Below are 18,998 nucleotides of genomic sequence, written 5' to 3'. Positions count from 1 at the left end.
CATTTTTAATAAAGACTAAAACCGAAAAAAAATCTGTACAAATTAACGCTTTCTTGTACAGATAAGTAAAGATATTACGTAGCAGCTTCTCACCCTCAAACCTAGCGACTGCCAGAGCTGGTCGGAGGCTCAATTTCCGGCGGTTCAGGAGGGGGAGATTCAGCATCGGGAGATTCAGCATCGGGAGGATTCAGCGACTCCTCCCAAACTTTGATTTGCGATCGAGCTTGCTCAAAAGCCCGAGTACCCGAAGGAATTTTTTTCAAAGTCGCGATCGCCCCAGCCAGATCCGACGACGACTCTTCCACACCAAGCGCCAAAATCCGCTGGCTCCACTCATCAATCGCCTCACTCGCCTGCCACCGGAGCGAACTCGACTCGGGAACCTGACTTGCCAGCGCAATAGCCGTTTGCAGAGCATCCGCTGTCCCGGCTCGGGCGGTCTGACGGGCGTTCTGCAAACCTTGCTCGCCCTGAAATTGAGCCTCCCAAGTCCGAATGTTCGATCGAGCTTCATCATAAAGCACCCGTCCCGATCGAATCCGGCGGGCCATCTCAATTGCCCCCGCCAAATTGCCGCCCGCCGCTAGCTGCTGAGCTCTATCCAAAAACGGCTGGTCAACAAGCCGCTGTCTCCTCTCGATCCAAGCTTGAATTTTGGCTTGAGCTTCCACGTAAAGCGCCCTACCTCTACCGATCCGAGAAGCTTGAGCAACTGCGGCTTCCAGAGCATTCGGATCGCCCATATTCGCCAAATCGTTCGCTCTTTGCAAATACGGACTGTCTTCCAGCAGCTCGATTTGACGGCTCAAGGTGCTAATTTGACGGCGAACTTCCGAAGCGCGGGGATTTGATTCCGGGACTGTTTGCAATTGCGCGATCGCAGCCCTCAAATCATTTACCCCACCAGGCGCCGCCAGCCTGCTTGCCATATCCAAAACTTTGACATCAGCCATTTCTTGCTGCCAGCGACCGACTAAATCTTGAGCTTGTTTGTATAAAGGGCGGCCGGACTTCAACTTTTGAGCAACCTCTATCGCCTTGGAGAAACCCTCAACAGAGCCAGTAGAAGCCTGAGAAGTAGCATTCGCCAACTCATTAAAATCCTGTACTTGTTCCATTAAATTTGCCGACTCTGGAATCTTGTTAGCGATCGCCATCGCCTCCTGCCAATCCCCTGCCTGCAATCGTTTTTGGGCGATCTCCATAATTTTCTTGCTAAATTCCGCGATCGCCTTATTGGCAGCTTGATACAAATAACTGTTTTGACCTATTCCCTGAGCCAGCTTAATCCCCGCCATCAGATTTTCGAGACCTCCCTCCGAGGCTGTATTCCGGGCTTTTACCAACTTATTGCCCTCAGCCCGAGTCGTCTGAATTAGCTTAGTCAATTCCTCGTACTTAGCCGATTCCCAGAAAGTATTTCCCAAATCCAAAAGCAGAGTAGCTTGGCGGAAAGCCTGCGGCCAATCTTCCTGACGCAAGTGGTCTTCAGCAGTGCGGTAAATTTTCTCTGCATCGCTCCATATCGACTGCCACTTTTCAATCTGCTTTTCCACCGTCGGGTAAGCAGGAACGTTTTTAGGAACCTTGCGAGCGATTGCAATCGCCTCCTCCAGCTTTCCTTCTTGGAAACTAACATTTCCCAGCCTGACAATATCCTGTGACCACCGATCGATTTGAGTGTTAATTCTCGGCCGCAGCGGATGGTCTTGTGGCAAAGCATTCACTAATTCGATCGCCCTGAGCAAATCCTCTGCCGTCCGCTTGCTTGCTGCTTCTTGAGCACAAAAAAAGCGATCGTTAGCAGAAGCCGTCGGCCAAAAAATCTTTGAGCAATTGGACTGCGAGGTCAGGTTGAGTAAAGACGCAATTGCCACAAACCCCATACCCACCGATAGCATCAAACTCAGCGCCAGCCAAAACTGCCACTTATTCGACCAGTTCCGCCAAAACGGATTGTGTCCCTCCGGCGGCTGCAAGTTTTCCCCAGACAAATTCGGCGGTAGTTCCAGATGCCCTCCCGGCAGTTTTCCCGAAGTAACCAACTCTCGGAGCTCTTTAAGTCGTTCAGCCCGGTTTTTCCTTGCTGGTAAGCGCACCAGCGACGAAGTATCCTTTGTTGACTCCAAGGATTCTGATGCAGACCAACGGCCTGGTGTTTTGCGATCTTGACTCATATCCTCACCACAAACAGCAACCAGCCTGTCTTAATTATTTCAAAACAGCGATCGCTGCTATTGACTGCTCTATAAAATGTATTCATCACTTTTACATACTCCCGTCGGCCCTAGACTGCAAGAGCCGATCGCCAAACCGCCAAAATCAAAATTTTGTGATTAGGTAATTGATAATGCGTAATTGGCAATTGGTCAAGGCCGTCATCCCTAACTCGCACTCAATAGAGCCAATTACACATTATCGTCTCAAGAACCGGAGTTTGATCGCAAATCGCCGATCAGTTCCGCAAGCTGGTCGCTATTAGCTTTGTAAACCTCGTTGCAGAAATGGCACGTAGCCTCAGCCCCCCCATCTTTTTCAATCATGTCTTGGAGTTCGGCTTCGCCCAACATTTTCAAAGCTCCCAAAACTCGATCGAACGAACAGCCACAGTCAAAGCGCACCATCTGAGTTTCCGGGAAAATTTCCAGCCCCATATCTCCCAGTAACTCTTCGAGAATCTGGTGCAGGGTTTTGCCCGATCGCAGCAGCGGCGTAAAGCCCGACAATTGAGCAACTCTAGATTCTAAAGTTTGCACCAATTTTTCGTCGGTTGCCGCCTTCGGCAGAACCTGCAACAGCACACCCCCAGACGCTTCTACCCCGCCCGCCCCCACAAACACCCCCAAAACCAGAGCCGAAGGCGTTTGCTCCGAGGTTGCCAAATAGTGAGTCAGATCGTCGCCAATTTCGCCGGAAACCAATTCTACCGTACTTGAATAAGGGAAGCCGTATCCAACGTCCCGCACCACGTACAAATAACCGTCACCTATTGCCCCGCCGACATCGAGTTTGCCTTTAGCATTCGGCGGCAATTCCACTTCGGGATTGTCCACATAACCTCGAACTGTTCCATCGAGTCCCGCATCAATCAGAAGCCCGCCCAGAGGCCCATCTCCTTTGATGCGAATGTTGACTCTCGATTCGGGCCGCTTCATGCTGGAGGCGAGTAACAGCCCCGCAGACATCGTGCGCCCAAGGGCCGCTGTAGCCACATAGGAGAGCTTGTGCCGCTGTCTTGCTTCTTCGGTGAGGCGGGTGGAAATAACCGCTACAGCGCGAATTCCGCCCTCTGCGGCTGTAGCGCGAATTAATTGATCGGCCATGAAAAACCTTACTTTGTCTTTTGATACCTTCTTGAACTATTTTATAAGTTCTTGAAGGTTGTGGCAGCAGAGAGCAGCACTTGACTCAGCGGGCCTGGAAGTGCGATCGAACTTCAGAACTCGCCTCTGTTTTCTGTAAAACCTTGATTTACCGACTCTTTATTAACAAATATTCTGATTAATTCTTCCACTTAAATATTTATTTAAGATGCCCGGAATAACGAGTACATTTATTTTTCACAATCCACCGTGTTCTCAGTCATTTTATAACAACTAACAAATAAGCTGTCACGCATTTAAATTGCATATTCAGGGCGGGCTAGACGGCCCAACCCCTACTCCCCACAAGACTTAGATTGTTGGTTGAAATCCTATTTAAATGCTCAACAGCTTAACCACTAATAACTAACTAATAACTATAGTCCTGAACGCACTCCGAAGAAATAAACCGGGTTTTTCAACCGATCTAGAGGCTTTTAATCCCTTGTATTTAATCTAAAAAAAACCGTTTATGGCTACCGATGCCTAAGTCCTAAACTAATGACTAATGACTAATGACTAATGACTAATAACTAATGACGAATGACTAATGACCAATGACCAATGACTAAAGCTTATCTTAGCGCTAACCATACGATTACCAAACCTTTACCTTGGCCGGCTAGAGTGAGAGGCGTAAGTCTCAGACCAATGTTTTTTAGCTGGAAATAACGGATATGCCACCAACATCCAAAGCACTTTTAGCGGAAATCCAGCATAACACAGGAGCGACTCGAAACTTGCATTTTTATGCCAAGGGCGAAACCATTCCTATGATGCCGCAAGGCCTTTGGCGAGTCTGTCAAGGTTTAGCACAACTGAGTACGCTTTATCCAACCGGGGAAGAAGGACTTTTGGGTTGGGTTGGGCCTTCGATGTGCTTCGGTTTGTGGTTGACAAGCTTGCAGACTTACCGAGCTACGGCGACATCAGATATTTATTTGATGTGGTATTCTATGGTGGAAATCGAAGCTTCTCCTCAATTGGCTCACGAGTTGCTGCCTCAAATGGTACGGCGGCTGCGGCAAATGGAAGCAATTTTAGCGATCGCCGGGCAGCGGCGAGTAGATGACCGTTTGTATCAGCTACTGCTATTATTGCAACAGGAATTCGGTCAGCCTGTGGTTGAGGGAACTCGTTTGAATATCCGCTTGACACATCAAGATATTGCTAATGCGATTTGCACGACGCGGGTAACAGTAACTCGAATGCTGGGAAAATTGCAGCAGCAAGGGTTAATCAGTCGAGATGGCGATCGGCATTTAATACTTAACAAAGATGTTTTTGCCTCCACCTCCGATTTGTTTGGCTGCAACCCTCAAGCAATGTAGCAAGCGCAGAAAAAAATCTTATTCTGCTTCGCCAATCAGCGTAAACGCCGCCCAATCTTGCGGAATTGGGTGCATCTTCATTGTCATCAGCATCGCTTGCCGCAAAGCTTGAGCTTTATTCGGCTTTTTCTGTAATTGGCGATAGAATTCTGCCATTAATTCCGCTGTCGGCTCATCGGGAACTAACCACAGAGAAACGATAATACTGGAAACACCAGCACTAATTAAAGCACGAGATAATCCAAGCACACCATCACCTGTGAGTTTTCCTCTGCCAGTATTGCAAGCACTTAATACCACTAATTCAGCATTTAATTTTAAATCCAAGATTTCGCTCGAAGTCAGCAATCCATCATCATTTCCTGATGGCGCAAGGGCGATCGCTCCCGGTAAATCTCGCCTCTTCATTTCATTGAGTAATCCGTGAGTTGCCAGATGAATAATCCGGGCTTTTAGCATCTGTTGAACAATTGATGCTTTAGTGGCTTGAGAGCCTGTAATTGCTTTAGTATTCAGAAGTTTGGCAATTATAATTGCTTCTTGTTCGCTTCCTGGTAAGGCAGCCAATTGCTGCGGCGGGTTGCCAATTTTGGGCATGGTTGGATTGCCGACAACTAAGTTATTCTGGAGAGAAAGTTGTCGGACTTTTTGCCGCGATCGGTGGGTGAACTGTAAAAATTGAATGGCGGGAGCGGTGAGGATGGTATGTTTTTCAATCAGATATTGACCTGTCGGATCTTGTAAGGCGACAAAGGGAACTAAAAACAGGGATTGATGGGGAATGAAGATGATAGGAGCATTCGGGTCAGTAGGTAAAAGATCGGCAATTGGTTGAATCAGTAGTTGATAACTTTGCTGTAATTTGGGGTAGATTATCCGAGAATTAGCAGTGGTAGAAGCAGGGGGATTAGCTGTTTGTTTATTGGCAGTGTCCCCCGCCGATACACCCAGAGCATCGCGAGTGCCGCGAATCATCTCAGCTAAGGCGGTATGTTGCTCATTTAATCCTCTCGTCCCCAGAGCAGCAGATACTCTTGTCTGTTCGGTGGCTTCGCGTAGATTGATGTTAAGAGATTTGAGGTCAACGGAGCGAAAGGTAATTTCACCAGTCGGCTTGATGACCCAAATATAAAGGGCTTCATTCCAAATAGTTGAATACTCGACAAGGGTAGCGTTTTGCTCTTTAGCAATTTGTTGAATTTGCTGGATATTGGGGGGGTTGATAGTAGTTTGGGCAGATGCAGATGGGGCTTGGCGAGATGCCAATAACTCCACAAAAGCTCTGGCTCTACCCCGTTCGGCAATTTCTAAAGCCTCATTAGTTTTTTTCTGAGCAATGAAGACTTTTTGTAAAATGACGTAGGGGTTAGTTTGGGTTTCAAAGATTGACACTTTATTGGCATCGTCTAATCCAGCACGGAGAGATTCTGAGACTTTTAATACTATCAAGTAGCGTTGTCTCGGCTGCTGGGAGATTGCCCGATTTGTAAAGAGCAAGTCCCAGATTTCCCAAAGCTATCTCCTCGCTTGGGCGGTCTTTAATTTCGCGGGCGATCGCCAACGACTGCTGTTCGTACTCAATCGCTTTGGCGTAGTCGCCGAGTTCAGAGTAAGCAATTCCCAGACTTCTCAAAGCTCTCCCCTCGCTTTGGCGGTCTTTAATTTCGCGGGCGATCGCCAACCACTGCTGTTCGTACTCAATCGCTTTGGCGTAGTCGCCGAGGGAATAGTAAGCATTTCCCAGACTTCCCAAAGCGGCCCCCTCGCTTTGGCTGTCTTTAATTTCTCGGGCGATCGCCAAATACTGCTGAGCGTACTCAATCGCTTTGGCGTAGTCGCCGAGGGAATAGTAAGCAATTCCCAGATTTCCCAAAGCTTTCCCCTCGCTTTGGCTGTCTTTAATTTCTCGGGCGATCGCCAACCACTGCTGAGTGTACTCTATCGCTTTGGCGTAGTCGCCGAGGGAATAGTAAGCAAGTCCCAGATTTCCCAAAGCTTTCCCCTCGCTTTGGCGGTCTTTAATTTCTCGGGCGATCGCCAACCACTGCTGTTCGTACTCAATCGCTTTGGCGTAGTCGCCGAGGGAAAGGTAAGCATTTCCCAGACTTCCCAAAGCGGCCCCCTCGCTTTGGCGGTCTTTTAGTTCCCTATAAATTATTAGTGCCTGTTGCCAAGACTGTAAAGCGGCTTGAAATTGACTAATCTGATACTGCTGAAACCCTTGATTGAACAGTTGGTCTGCTTCGGCTTTCCGCTGAGCTTGGGTTTGAGCCAAGGCCTGAGAATTGATGATTTTAAATTGAGAATTAGGGATAAATCGAAACTCACCTACAGTCAGCGCCGCTAAGATTGAGATCAGTGCCGACAATCCAATTTTTTGCAGTTTCATAACTTTTGACAGGCCTCTGGTTTGAATATCCGCTTGACACATCAAGATATTGCTAATGCGATTTGCACGATGCGGTTCAGTTGGCTGCTGACTGTTGACTGTTGACTGTTGACCGCAAGATAGCGACATCTACCTGGAAGGAAGAGGATTGGAGTAATGAATAGTCTTTTTTAAATTTCTCGCGATCGCAGTTCCGGCTTTAAACCAATTCTTTCTGGTAACAGTAACGCGAATGCTGGGAAAATTGCAGCAGCAAGGGTTAATCGTTCGAGATAGCGATCTCGGCATTTAATTCTTAACAAAGGTGTTTTTGCATCCACCTCCGATTTGTTTGGTTGCAACCCTCCAGCAGTATAGCAAGCGACAGCCATTTGCATCTACATAATGCTATCTAATATTAAAGCCCAAATCGAATTGCATCAGAATTGTCTGTCTTGATTTTCCTCCCCCTCTCTACAGCAACACATTTGTAGCCGGAAAAGATATCATTAAGCGGTGCATCTATTTAGGAAAAAACTCAATGGCTAACTCAACTCCAGAAACACCGCAACCAGACAAAAAAGAATTAGCTAACATCACAGCTCAACCTCAAGAACAACAAGAAGAACCGCCAAATAAGGGTGACGGGCGGAAATAGTCGATCGACATTCATCTGTGACGATATAAATCTCGAATTGCCTTAATATCGCCGACTTCTTTTTTTCTCAAAATCAGTGTTCTTCCCTACAATACCGGTTCCTATAAATTGGTATTCTGCCAGTAGTTTTTAGGTAATAAACTAACCCGATTTTTTCCAAAAACCGGGTTTGTTTGCTATTGACAAATTATTCCGTTTGTGTAGTGCCGTTGTTCGATCGTAACTTCGGCTTTCCCGGCTTTCCACGGAGGCCGTTTAAAGAAACCACATCAGCCTCAGAACTCTCCCTCGCCACCCGAATCAGCAACCCCGACAACAACAAACTCGCCAACATCGAAGAGCCCCCGTAACTAAAAAACGGCAGTGGCAAACCCGTAGTCGGCAAAACCCCCGTCGCCACCCCAATATTCAGCAGCGACTGTCCCACCATCACCACCATCACCCCAATCGCCACCAACTGACTCTCAATATTTCGAGCCTTCATCGCTACCCTCAAAGCCACAGTAGAGTAGGCCGCTAACATCAGCAATAGCGAGAAACCTCCCACCAAACCAAACTCCTCAGCAAACACAGCAAAAATAAAATCACTGTACTGAATCGGCAAATAAAATAACTTTTGCTGCGACATCCCCAAACCCACACCCCAAATGCCCCCTGAACCGACAGCCAGCAGACTTTGAATCAACTGATAGCCGTCTTGCATCGGATCAGCCCAAGGATTGAGAAAAGACATAATCCGGCGGCGCTGATATTCCCTCAAACTAATACTTAAAACCGCCAAAAGCATTCCCCCCATAGCCGTGGCGCCCAACTGCAAGTAAGGTAATCCCGCCGCCAAAGCCACCAACCACAAAGTCATCCCGCACAAAGCTGTGGTACTTAAATTGGGCTGCAACAAAATTCCCAAAAGCATCGCACCGAAAATTAACAGCCAAGTTAAGCGAACTTTATTCGTCAACCGAGACCAGTTGCCGAAAATGCGGGCGCTTTGGAGAACAAAAAACGGCTTGATCAATTCAGAAGGTTGAATAATCGGAACCGGGCCCAGAGATATCCAGCGAGTCGCCCCGTTGATTGTGGTTCCCACTCCCGGAACTAAGGTCAACCAGAGCAATCCCAGCAGCAATAAAACGCCTAACTGAGATGTTTTCATGATGTAGCGCAGTGGGGAGTATACCATCAAGTTAAAGCCGGCCAGCCCGATCGCCACTGCGATGAGCTGTCGTTTAAAATAATAAAGGCCGTCTCCAAATTCATAATTTGCAATGGGATAGGAAGCCGAAAACAATGCTGTCAGCCCGACAAACAGCCAGAGAAAAGTCAGCCACCTCAGCCACCGAGCCTCAGCGGCCCATTGAGACGCGCTGGGGTCAAAAAAAGGAATCAAGCGTCGAATGTCATTAGCCATAGGATTTTAGAATGATCTCAATAAACTCTAACAAAGATGGCTAAAATACCAGATTGGTTAATTTACGCATTAATCTGCTCGCTGTTATATGGTTTGTGGGGATTTTTTGGCAATTTAGCGACTAAATATATTGACTACAAAACTGCTTTTGTTTATGAAGCAGTTGGCGCTATTTTAACTACTTTATTTATTATTTTCCACACTAATAATTTTAGTTTTGAGGGAGATGTTAGGGGGATTTTGTTTGCGATGTTAGTGGGCGTTTGTGGCACGGTGGCATCATTAGTATTTTTTATAGCCCTTGCCAAAGGTGAAGTTGCCAATGTAGTGAGTGTTACGTCTATCTACCCGCTGATTACTATATTATTATCGTCTTTATTCTTGAAAGAGGCTACTACATTACCACAAATGCTTGCTGTTTTGTTAGCGATAATCGCAGTTATACTTTCTGCTTATTGAAATATTGATCAATGATTAAATTAACAACGCTGGAGGTTCTTTCTTCTGCTATAACAACAAAAAAGAGGTCATCGCGACCTCTTACCCCTCTACTAATCCAGCTTCGGCTCTTAAAGTAGACCTGTATTAGCTCCGGGCTTACCGGTAGCCAGTTGCACTTTAATAATTCTGCCGCCCATTTTCATAATTCTTTGCTGTTCCCGGAACCAGTTGTCGTAAGGAACGAGCTTAGTAAAATAGGTATTTTGCAATTCGCGCTGAGTGCGGATGCGGGTTTGACTTGGGACGCAAGCAGTCACCTTAAACATTCTCATGGGAAATGAACTCCTGAGTAGGTTTACAGATTATTAGATGGATTTTTTAAAGATTGAAGGCAGGGAGTTAGGAGTCAAAACTAGCTCGTTAAAACTCGTCGGGCTTTCTCGACAAGCCTTTGACGGTCTAGCAATCACTCTCAACTTCCCTGACCTCTTTTCAAAGGCAAAGGTAACAAGTCCAAAGTTAAAAGTTAAAAGAGGCAAGAAATAAATGTTATTTCTTCTTCTTTCTTCCTTCTTCCTTCTTCCTTCTTCCTGAGTCTTAGCTCAAGCCAGAGCAGATGTAGTCGAAATAGACGCCCATTTCTTTACCAGCGTCAGAACCGACCAAACCAGCGGTGACTTCTTTCATTGCTTGGATTGCTTGTACGGTAGAACCGATGGGCACGCCCAAGGAGTTGTAGGTTTCTTTCAAACCGTTGAGCACGCGCTCATCGAGGATGGAAGGGTCGCCAGCCAACATAGCGTAGGTGGCGTAGCGGAGGTAGTAGTCCAAGTCGCGGATGCAAGCTGCATAACGACGAGTGGTGTACATATTGCCGCCGGGACGAGTTACGTCAGAGTACAACAGAGACTTAGCAACTGCTTCTTTGACGATTGTGGCTGCATTGGCGCTGATGGCTGTAGCGGCGCGGACGCGCAGTTCGCCAGAAGCGAAGTAGTTCTTGAGCTTGTCTAGAGCGCTGATGTCGAGGTACTTACCTTGAACGTCAGAGGAATTGATAACGGCGGTAATTGCGTCTTGCATGGTTGTCTTGTTTCCTAGAAAGTGGCTGAGTCAGTCCAATTTTGGAGCTAGAATTTGGAATTTGGGATTTGGGATTGAAGATTTTTAACTGGCTGGTTATTTGCAAAAACTTTTAGCTTGTTGCCGGCAACCCCCAATTTTTCAATCTAAAATCGAAAACCTAAAATCGAAATTCCTTACTGCATCGCACCGATAACGTAGTCGAAGTAAGAGGAAGCTTCGGAAGCATCTTCTCCAGACAGCAGCGAACTTGCTGCATTTTTCATAGCGCGAATGCCTTCGGCCACGGCTTCAATCGGGGTGCCGAGAGATTTGTACATTTCGCGGACGCCGACAATACCGATTTCTTCGATCGGAGTAATGTCGCCAGCTACGATTCCGTAGGTAATCAAACGCAGGTAGTAGTCCATGTCGCGCAAGCAAGTTGCGGTCATTTCTTCGCCGTAAGCGTTGCCGCCGGGAGAAACAACATCAGGGCGCTTTTGGAAAAGTTGGTCGCCTGCTTGCTTGACGATGCGTTCGCGGGATTCGCTCAAAATTTGGGCGATGCGGACGCGGCGTTCACCAGAGGTGACGAAGCTTTTGATCCGATCTAATTCACCTGGGCTCAAGTAGCGAGCTTCGGCGTCTGCGTTGACGATTGATTTGGTGACGATACTCATCTTGTGTGTACCCGCTGGATATTTTGCTATATGAACTGCTCTGCGCTGAGCTAGCGAAGGCGGGCGCTTGCGTCCCGTATCTTTCCTGCTCAGGCAGGAGCTTTGACGGGGAAGGCTGGACTTTCCACAGTCAGCAACTGTTGAAGTTGTTGGCGGGTGACTGCCTTCGGTGCTTAACGGCGCTGGTTCTTCACGCCGGTGCGGTTGTGAGTGCTCGCACTAAGCCTGTCGCTTACAATACCATAAATGACTGATGCGATCTTTAATTTATGATCAAGATTGCAGCAGGCCACTTAGTGGCGATCGAGTGACTGTCCGGCAGTTAGTAAGGATATTGCTTCTCTGACACAACTACCTCTCGCAAGTATTTTGAGGCATTATGTTCACATTCTGAGTGTTACTGTAATAGTTTGTAACATTCCTTTTCATATTTGGGCCCTCGCTTGGGTCTGAGAAGTTAAAATATCACCGGAAAGAACTATCTGAAATTATTTAGCAGCAAGGGTTGCAGGCGATCTAGACCTCGCTGCATGAGTTGTGACGGGCGAGGGCGCGAGGTTCAAAGGCTTGGCCCTGAGAGGGAGGGAAGCGGGAGATGGGGGGAGACAGCAGGGAGACAGGGGGAGATGTGCGATCGTCTCACATCTTGCAGCATTCTCAATAAGTTTTGGATGGGCGGGCTCTGGGGCCAACCCCTACTCCCCACAAGAAAACTCACTCTTTGTGTTTGTGGAACAGGCCGGAAAGCCTGTTCTTGATAATGGTGCCAGATATCAGATCATCGGAAATCGTGACTTTCGAGCTTGTAGCTAGATTTGACTCTCACTTTTAATCTGGTGCGCCGTGAAAAGAAATCTATCAGCCCTTAAAAAAGCTTTACAGTTTGGCATTAGCGGTGCTGTCGGCGGTTTCGCCGGCAATCTAATCACCGAACCTTTCATGCAGCGACTCCCTGGTTCGGAATCTTTTTTTGACAGTGCTTTTTTTGACAGTGTATTGTCCACAGCTCGCTGGTTTGGATTGGTAGGCGGTGGCATTGCTACTGCTATCATGTTCGGCTATTATTACTATATCAAAGGCAAGCCTCAAATTAAACAAGCTTTAAAAAATGGCGGATTGTTTGGTTTAATAGCAGGAGCAATTTCTGGGGCAATCGCCGAAGGTATTTACAGCGGAATTGGCGACGGAAACAATGAATTATTGCGAGTAATTTGCTGGGGAATAGCTGGCAGTTTGTTAGGACTTGGACTTGCACAGCGGATTCCTAATTTGGGGGCGCTTCGCGGCATGGGAGGCGGCGGTGTTGGGGGTGTGTTGGGCGGCTGTTTGTTTATTCTGTTTGCTTACAATCTATCCGGTACAGCAGGCCGTTTAGCTGGCTGTGCTGCGATCGGTTTTTGGATTGGAATTATGTTGGTTGTAGCTGAAACTTTGTTCAACAAAGCTTGGCTGGTCATTAGTTACGATACGGGAGCAAATCGCACTCTCACTCTGGGTTCGGAACCAGTGACTTTTGGCAGTGATGAAAATTTGTCTATTATCTGCATTCCTAATGTTTCGCCCTTGGCCATGCGATTTCAATTAGAAGCAGGTCAAATTGTTTGCGAGAATGTTGATAGCGGGGCCGTGAGTTATTTGCGATCGGGCGACCAAAAGAAAATCGGCAACTGTACAATTACAGTAGGAAATTCTGACTTGCCAGCCCCAACACCAACAAATATGGCGCCTACCTTTATATCAGATCAGCCCGCAGTAAATTCTTTTACCAGCGGTCAATTTTATCTAAAAATAGGCAGTCGAGTTATCCCTCTGAGTGCGGGAACTCAATTATTCACCTCTGACATACCGAGTTTAACAGCCGCAGCATCTAACGGCCTTGTAGCTATAGTCACTTCTCGATCGAGAGACGAACTTTCGTTAGGATTGACCAATGTGTCCGATCGCGCTTGGTGGGCTAACGACATTCAAGGTGATATAAAAATGGTAGAACCTGAAAGTACCCTGACTTTGGCGTTGGGAACTCAAATCGAATTCGGTGAATTAGAGGGCGTAATTGTGTAAGTAACAGAGTAAGCTGTTGCACATTTGTATCCGCTCAATAATTCGGGGCGGACTACCCACTTAGGAACGATTGTGCGTCATTTGAGGTGCATCTTTGAGCAATTCACCCCGAATTATTGAGCGGATCAAAAAAACCTGGTGTAGTAGCCAAGCTGGAACAGACAGAGTACAAAAGTTGAGAGTTGAGTATTGGGAAAAAATGAAAAATATCGAGACCGAGAACCTTTTATCTCTCTCTGGGAACGGGGATGATGGACTTGTTTGGCTAGAACTCATGCCCGCTCACAGATAGGGACAAGAGTCGGTGGAATCAAGCCATTTTATGCAGAGGCTAAAGTCACGGTTATTGGCGCAATTAGTCTGAAGAAAGTTCGGGCAGTAATAACAATGGATGATTCAATAGATGGTTCAGCATTTAGTTTATTTATTGACCAGTTTTTATGCCTTCAATTGCCGCCGGTAGCGGTAGTAGTAATGGATAATTTATCTTCCCCTAAACTCACCTCAATTGTACTAATGATTGAAGCTGTCGGTGCGCGTGTTATTTGTTTATCACCCTACTCTCCCGATTTTAATCCTATTGAAATGTGGTAATCACAGCTTAAATCGTTTTTGCGAAGTTTTGCTCCCAAGACCCCAGCAATGATTGATAGGATAATAGAAGTTGCCCTCGATTTGATGAATTATAGCCATTGAAAAAAATTGTTCACTGATTGTTGTTACTGTACCACATAGCATAGGGAAGTGCTGTAATTTTTACCGATTTTTAGGCTGGCTTTTCATCATTAATAATCGGGCAGAGGTGACTAAACTATGAATTATAAAATCTGATATTTTTCCTCAGTTAAAATTGTATATTATCTCAATCATCTGCTCACAATTAAAAAGATAAATTTTTCAATTATTTAAAAAGTAAGAAAAACGGTTCATTCAACTATCAATAAAATTGATATAGCAATCCTAAATCATTTGTGAATTTCTTACTCCCTCCCCTTGATAAGGGGAGGGTTGGGGTAGGGTAAAAAGTTTACGACTCCTGCAAGGATTGCTATAGTTGATTTTTTAGGGTTCGAGCCTGACATTAATATTTTCATTCAGAATTTTAGCTGTGCTAAAATTCTAGAATGAAACAGCCCTGCCCCAAAGCGGGGAAGTTTCGATTAAACCGCAAAGAACAGAGGACACAGAGGATACAGAGTCAGAGATTGAGAGAGATGATTAATTTCAATGTCATTGGATTTGAGATCGGAACATTTGTCATAGCAATCCGCGATAGCGAATAAACACCAACAGCACCGCCCACGATCCTAATGCGACTTTGACTGCAACCAGGATATTGAGCAAGGGGAGAATGCCACCGCTAAAAAGCGTGCCTAACTCTCCGTGCGGTAACTCATATCCTGACAGAGTGATAACCGACAATACAATGAAAACAAGTACCGAAACCTTCTCCCAAGTCGCGGCGTGCCAGCGCTGGTAGATTTCTTGCATCCACTGCGGTGATGAGGTAATCGCCACCAAGCCGATCGCAGTTCCCCCCGCTACACCCGCCGCAAAACCACCGCCTGGACTTAAATGCCCGCGAATTGCTAGTTCGATACCCACCAACGCGGCAATCGTCGCTCCCAATCGCGCCAAAATAATCGATGGTTGATCGGTAAACTGATATATGGCGCAGGACGGCTGTTCATTGGCTAGCATGAAACTTGCACCCAAGATGGCGATCGTAAATACCACGACTTCAAAGATCGTGTCGTACAGCCGATTTCGAAAAATGATACCGGAAACCGCATTGGATACTCCACTATCTTGAACAACCAATTCGACGATCGAACTTTGCTGCGATAACTCCATTGTGGGATTGGCGATTAGCAGCATTTTGATAAACAGCGCTATCCCTGATAAAAAGTAAACCCACTTCATCAATGCTTGTCCTCTGCGTCTGGTGTATTTACATAGGTTAGGGTTGTCCCCGGTGATGAAAGTTCGGTTTGCATGATGTCGTAGACACGCCGAACTCTGGTTGCGGTGTTATAAAGTTGCGCTTCGCCGCTGTGTTCCAATTGGCTTTGTGGCGCACAAGCTGCATGAACTTCTTTTTCCCTCAGCCCCCGCTGCAATGCCTGTGTAGTCGCATAGGGAACCAGTTCCAGGCGCATATGGCGTTTCTGAAAAACTGTGCGGATGTCATCTATCAGTTGCTTAAAATCACCTGCGGTTTTGTCGTTTGGTATAGCATCGCCCCCTGTCCCCTCTTCGATTACACCCAGACGCAGCACGAAGGATGAACGCACCGTCACTGCATAAAGTGTAATCGCGAGTAGAGTACCCATCAAGGCTTCGGTCAAGCCCACATCCCCCGCGCCTAAAATTGTATACACCAAGGCGGCGATCGCTCCCAATACCCCCCGCAGTAGCAATGCGTGGTATGGATTGACCTGAAATACCACCATACCAGCAGCTAAGGGTAGCAGAGCGACGAGGACATAAATGTAGCTATTATCGTTCATAGTTACTCCCTGTTTTGGAACAATGGGCCAACACATATCCCAGCATTGTGTTCCAGGTTGCTAAGCAAATGATCGCCAGAATCAGCAGGGGCCATTTACTGGGTATTTGCAGCAGCAATCCGACGACGATCAACATTGACCCAAGCGTATCTGCTACCGAAAGACTGTGCAGTTTATACAAAACCGATCGCTTCCCAAGTAGGAAAGAAGTACCCCAAAACCAGAAAAAAATCCCTATACCGATGCAGGTATAGCTCAATACATCTATTACGATCATGGTTCACTGATACGTTTGATTATATGTGCCAACAACATCAATCCAGCTTCACCCACACTGAGGATAATCGCCGCCACCACACCGATCATCCAATCATCGCGCCAGACGGATATGACGAGAGCGATGATTGCCGTTTTCGTCGAGATACTGGCAAACGCCAACATTGTTTGCCAGATATCATGATCTTTCCATACCTCGTACATGGGTATGAGCAGAGCCAGAATCATCGCAATTAAAATCAAGTTGTTCAAGTTGTTCAATTGTGTGGACTCCTGATTTTTCTTACTTAGCTAAATCGGAATTATTCATTTCTCTCTTCTCTTCTCTGACTCGGCGTCAAGAGCGGTTAAATCATTCAGAAAGAAACTTGAGCTAGGTGTTTGATGTCCGTTGCACTCGGTGTACTTCGTAAAAACCCTCTTCGTGATATTTCACAACAATCGTCTTAGGAGTAAAAGTGATCACGAAGACATCTAGGAAGATCAGCAAGGGCGATCGATGGTTTGGCACTTTTTCCATGATCACATCTTCGTGTCTATGGGGGCGGAAGATGAGTTCAAAAGCTTCTATATAAGCTATCGGAATCGCCCTCAATATTTTACCGAACACCCCCAACCATTCCCTCAAAGGTTCCGGGGGTGCGTAGCTGCGCGGCAACAGGAAAGCAATGATGATGCCGATCGCAATATTTTCCAAACTAAAATCGGCAGTAAGTAGAAACCAGATCGTCAGTCTTAATATTAGCTGTCCAATCATTTTGGTAATGCCATCCAGAATAGTAGGAGCGAAATCAAGCTCATAAAACCGACCAAGTGATCGAATTGTTCAAGCATACGTGGCAGTTTGATTGCCGTGCGTTGAAAAATTAGAAAATAGGCTAACCAACCAACACCGATGACGGCGATCGCCTTAAGCATATTTTCCAGCGTATAAGCCTCAACATAAAAGGCATTGGCTGCAATCAGCCCACCTAGCAACAGCAACACCGCAGGCAAAAAACCAGATTTTGATTTTTTTGCTTCTCCACCACGGGGCAGAAAGATGAATTTAGCAAATAGGATAGCAGTTCCTACTGCTGCCACATTCATGGCTGTCGCATAAGCGGGTGTCAAATTCTTCAAAGTCAACATCTTTGCCCCAAAGCCAACCAAAAAAGGAAAGCCTGAGATCGAAAGGCTAGCCACGACTAAGGCAATCCAGAGCTTAGTATTGATCTGCTTTTGTCGCAATTCCTTAAAGTCGCGGCTGGGTAAAGAACCCGCAATCAGGAATAGCGCCGATTTGACCAAGCCGTGGGCGAGGGCATAAAAGCCTGCCACTTGCGGGGCTGCGAGAATCCAACCTAACTGCGAAACCGTGCTGAACGCCAGCATCCGCTTGGTATCCTTTTCAAAGATGCCATAGAACACGCCCATAAACGCCGCCCCGACTCCGAAAATCTGGACGATAGGTGCCACCTCCTCCACCATCAGCGCGCACCGCACGAGGGGATATACCCCGGCTTTAACTACAATTCCTGACAGCAAAGCCGACACTGGCGTTTCTGATTCCGAGTGAGTTAACGGTAGCCATAACCCCGATACAAACACACCTCCCTTAACCAAGAGCCCCATAAATATCAGGGCGATCGCCTCTGGGGGCGCTGCACCCAAGCCAGCAAAACTAAACGAATTACTTGCCTTATAAACAAGCACGGCACCGACTAGATAAAACAGCATTGCCGTGTTGCTAATAAATAGATAGCGCAAAGCTACCCAAATCGAGCGATCGGTGCGAGGATAGGCAATCAAGAGAAACGCCGCAATGCCACTGACTTCTAACGCCACATATAAACTGATAAAGTCCGTAGAGGCAAAGGCTGCATTCAGGCTGCCATGCACCATCAGAATCTGTGCATAAAAAAATGCCGTCTTCTCTGTGGGCCAACAGTAGATAATCACCGCTGCCGTGACTAAGGCATTGGTTAAGATAAAGTAGCCACTCAAGCTATCGACTAGCAAAGTCACGCTGAAATTATCCAGTAACTTCAGCGTCACCGCTGACGGAATCGTAAAAAGTTCGCATGCAAAAGCAGCAGATGCGATCGCTCCGAATATTGCGAGATACTTGTCAAGCTTCGGAATCAAATAAATACTAAACCCGACAAAAAACGGGAGTCCTATCCAGGTTAGCGTCAGGGTATTCATGGGGTATTATTCATCTCGATTTCGTTACTTTCTAATGTCGGATTATCTCGTGCCAGTTTCATCACACTGACCAGCATTAAAGCCTGAACTGAAAAGCCGATCACGATCGCCGTTAAGATCACCGCTTGGGGAACCGGATCGGCGTAAGCGACAACATTTTTCCCCTTTGAAATAATTGGTGTCAGCAAGCCTTCTCGCGATGCCACCACCACGTAATAGGCGATAACCCCTGTACTCATGACATCCATACAGACGATTTTCATGAGCAGGTTCTTTTTAAAGATGATACCAAAAAATCCGCAAAATACTGTTGCCAATACCAATGCTTCTAACATGGAAATTGCCTGTTGGATAAGGGGTTTTTGTTATTATATTTGAATTAGCGTATATTATTTCTAATTGCACTTAGACATTTTCTAGCCCCTAAACTACTTGAAACGCAGTCTAGGTAAGGGAAAGAGTTTGTTGACTGTTGGCTGTTGACTGTTGGCTGTTGACTGTTGACTGTTGGCTGTTGGTTGTTGGCTGTCAGTCGAAAAACTGAATGATGGTTGAGTGTTAACTGTTAACTGTTATAGTCATTTCAAATAAGTATGAGACACTAGACTGCACAATAAGCACGAATAATTTCATCAAGAGATGTGCCAG

20 protein-coding genes are annotated in these 18,998 nt (G+C 46.5%); 5 read left to right on the top strand and 15 right to left on the bottom strand.

Going from position 1 to position 18,998, the window contains the following annotated elements; genetic code table 11:
• Nucleotides 1–101: 101 nt before the first annotated feature.
• Nucleotides 102–2,180, bottom strand: coding sequence for a hypothetical protein (locus tag QUA36_RS15010; protein ID WP_333458239.1), 2,079 nt, complete (start codon nucleotides 2,178–2,180; stop codon nucleotides 102–104).
• Nucleotides 2,181–2,426: 246 nt separating this feature from the next.
• A complete protein-coding gene (gene hslO / locus QUA36_RS15005) occupies nucleotides 2,427–3,326 on the bottom strand; it encodes an Hsp33 family molecular chaperone HslO (protein WP_333139895.1) in 900 nt (299 codons plus the stop codon).
• Nucleotides 3,327–4,042: 716 nt separating this feature from the next.
• Between hslO and QUA36_RS15000 the strand changes: the two genes are divergently transcribed.
• Complete coding sequence (locus QUA36_RS15000) at nucleotides 4,043–4,696, top strand: Crp/Fnr family transcriptional regulator (RefSeq protein WP_333458238.1); 654 nt, start codon at nucleotides 4,043–4,045, stop codon at nucleotides 4,694–4,696.
• Nucleotides 4,697–4,714: 18 nt separating this feature from the next.
• Here the strand turns inward: QUA36_RS15000 and QUA36_RS14995 are convergent, their stop codons facing one another.
• On the bottom strand, nucleotides 4,715–6,193 hold the full coding sequence (locus tag QUA36_RS14995) for a CHAT domain-containing protein (RefSeq protein WP_333458237.1): 1,479 nt from the start codon (nucleotides 6,191–6,193) through the stop codon (nucleotides 4,715–4,717).
• Entirely contained in the window at nucleotides 6,090–7,214 is a 1,125-nt protein-coding gene (locus QUA36_RS14990; protein ID WP_333458236.1) for a tetratricopeptide repeat protein, read from the bottom strand. Before QUA36_RS14990 ends, QUA36_RS14995 begins: the two co-directional genes overlap by 104 nt.
• A 103-nt stretch (nucleotides 7,215–7,317) precedes the next feature.
• On the opposite strand from QUA36_RS14990, the gene QUA36_RS14985 reads away from it, so the two are divergent.
• The gene (locus QUA36_RS14985; RefSeq protein WP_333458273.1) at nucleotides 7,318–7,377 is read left to right on the top strand and encodes a hypothetical protein; all 60 of its coding nucleotides are present in this window, start codon (nucleotides 7,318–7,320) and stop codon (nucleotides 7,375–7,377) included.
• A gap of 532 nt (nucleotides 7,378–7,909) precedes the next feature.
• Here QUA36_RS14985 and QUA36_RS14980 read toward each other — a convergent pair.
• On the bottom strand, nucleotides 7,910–9,130 hold the full coding sequence (locus QUA36_RS14980) for an FtsW/RodA/SpoVE family cell cycle protein (RefSeq protein ID WP_333458235.1): 1,221 nt from the start codon (nucleotides 9,128–9,130) through the stop codon (nucleotides 7,910–7,912).
• A 36-nt stretch (nucleotides 9,131–9,166) separates the two neighbouring features.
• Here QUA36_RS14980 and QUA36_RS14975 point away from each other — a divergent pair, with 36 nt between their 5' ends.
• A complete protein-coding gene (locus QUA36_RS14975; protein WP_333458234.1) occupies nucleotides 9,167–9,589 on the top strand; it encodes an EamA family transporter in 423 nt (140 codons plus the stop codon).
• Between the two features lie 110 nt (nucleotides 9,590–9,699).
• Here QUA36_RS14975 and QUA36_RS14970 read toward each other — a convergent pair whose 3' ends face one another.
• The 3 genes from QUA36_RS14970 to apcA all read right to left on the bottom strand — a co-directional run bounded on the left by QUA36_RS14970 (nucleotide 9,700) and on the right by apcA (nucleotide 11,316).
• On the bottom strand, nucleotides 9,700–9,903 hold the full coding sequence (locus tag QUA36_RS14970) for a phycobilisome linker polypeptide (protein ID WP_006634929.1): 204 nt from the start codon (nucleotides 9,901–9,903) through the stop codon (nucleotides 9,700–9,702).
• A 265-nt stretch (nucleotides 9,904–10,168) separates the two neighbouring features.
• Nucleotides 10,169–10,654, bottom strand: coding sequence for an allophycocyanin subunit beta (gene apcB / locus QUA36_RS14965; protein ID WP_006634930.1), 486 nt, complete (start codon nucleotides 10,652–10,654; stop codon nucleotides 10,169–10,171).
• Nucleotides 10,655–10,830: 176 nt separating this feature from the next.
• Nucleotides 10,831–11,316 carry an allophycocyanin subunit alpha gene (gene apcA / locus QUA36_RS14960; RefSeq protein ID WP_106147035.1) on the bottom strand — a complete coding sequence of 162 codons (486 nt, stop codon included), beginning with the start codon at nucleotides 11,314–11,316 and terminating at the stop codon, nucleotides 10,831–10,833.
• 843 nt (nucleotides 11,317–12,159) lie between these two features.
• Between apcA and QUA36_RS14955 the strand changes: the two genes are divergently transcribed.
• Nucleotides 12,160–13,377, top strand: a complete 1,218-nt coding sequence (locus QUA36_RS14955) for a hypothetical protein (protein WP_333458233.1) — start codon at nucleotides 12,160–12,162, stop codon at nucleotides 13,375–13,377.
• Nucleotides 13,378–13,638: 261 nt separating this feature from the next.
• Complete coding sequence (locus tag QUA36_RS14950) at nucleotides 13,639–13,971, top strand: transposase (protein ID WP_333458232.1); 333 nt, start codon at nucleotides 13,639–13,641, stop codon at nucleotides 13,969–13,971.
• 663 nt (nucleotides 13,972–14,634) lie between these two features.
• Here QUA36_RS14950 and QUA36_RS14945 read toward each other — a convergent pair.
• From QUA36_RS14945 to QUA36_RS14915, 7 genes are all read right to left on the bottom strand, one after another.
• Nucleotides 14,635–15,300: a Na(+)/H(+) antiporter subunit B gene (locus QUA36_RS14945; RefSeq protein ID WP_333453537.1), complete on the bottom strand. Its 666-nt coding sequence runs from the start codon at nucleotides 15,298–15,300 to the stop codon at nucleotides 14,635–14,637.
• Nucleotides 15,300–15,887 (bottom strand): DUF4040 domain-containing protein, encoded by a 588-nt coding sequence (locus QUA36_RS14940; RefSeq protein ID WP_333453535.1) that lies wholly within the window; start codon nucleotides 15,885–15,887, stop codon nucleotides 15,300–15,302. The genes QUA36_RS14945 and QUA36_RS14940 overlap by 1 nt, the downstream gene beginning before the upstream one ends.
• The gene (locus QUA36_RS14935) at nucleotides 15,877–16,164 is read right to left on the bottom strand and encodes a monovalent cation/H(+) antiporter subunit G (protein WP_333453533.1); all 288 of its coding nucleotides are present in this window, start codon (nucleotides 16,162–16,164) and stop codon (nucleotides 15,877–15,879) included. The genes QUA36_RS14940 and QUA36_RS14935 overlap by 11 nt, the downstream gene beginning before the upstream one ends.
• Nucleotides 16,161–16,391, bottom strand: a complete 231-nt coding sequence (locus QUA36_RS14930; RefSeq protein WP_333160917.1) for a hypothetical protein — start codon at nucleotides 16,389–16,391, stop codon at nucleotides 16,161–16,163. The genes QUA36_RS14935 and QUA36_RS14930 overlap by 4 nt, the downstream gene beginning before the upstream one ends.
• Nucleotides 16,392–16,536: 145 nt before the next feature.
• Entirely contained in the window at nucleotides 16,537–16,920 is a 384-nt protein-coding gene (locus QUA36_RS14925) for a Na+/H+ antiporter subunit E (protein ID WP_333453532.1), read from the bottom strand.
• The gene (locus QUA36_RS14920) at nucleotides 16,917–18,350 is read right to left on the bottom strand and encodes a cation:proton antiporter (RefSeq protein ID WP_333458231.1); all 1,434 of its coding nucleotides are present in this window, start codon (nucleotides 18,348–18,350) and stop codon (nucleotides 16,917–16,919) included. Before QUA36_RS14920 ends, QUA36_RS14925 begins: the two co-directional genes overlap by 4 nt.
• Nucleotides 18,347–18,685, bottom strand: a complete 339-nt coding sequence (locus QUA36_RS14915) for an NADH-quinone oxidoreductase subunit K (protein ID WP_333160895.1) — start codon at nucleotides 18,683–18,685, stop codon at nucleotides 18,347–18,349. Before QUA36_RS14915 ends, QUA36_RS14920 begins: the two co-directional genes overlap by 4 nt.
• Between the last annotated feature and the right edge of the window lie 313 nt (nucleotides 18,686–18,998).

The sequence above is a fragment of the Microcoleus sp. Pol10D4 genome, assembly GCF_036701555.1.
In the GTDB taxonomy this organism is placed as follows: domain Bacteria; phylum Cyanobacteriota; class Cyanobacteriia; order Cyanobacteriales; family Microcoleaceae; genus Microcoleus.
The sequence above is the reverse complement of the archived record's forward strand: the minus strand, read 5'-3'. Positions and strand labels throughout refer to the sequence as shown.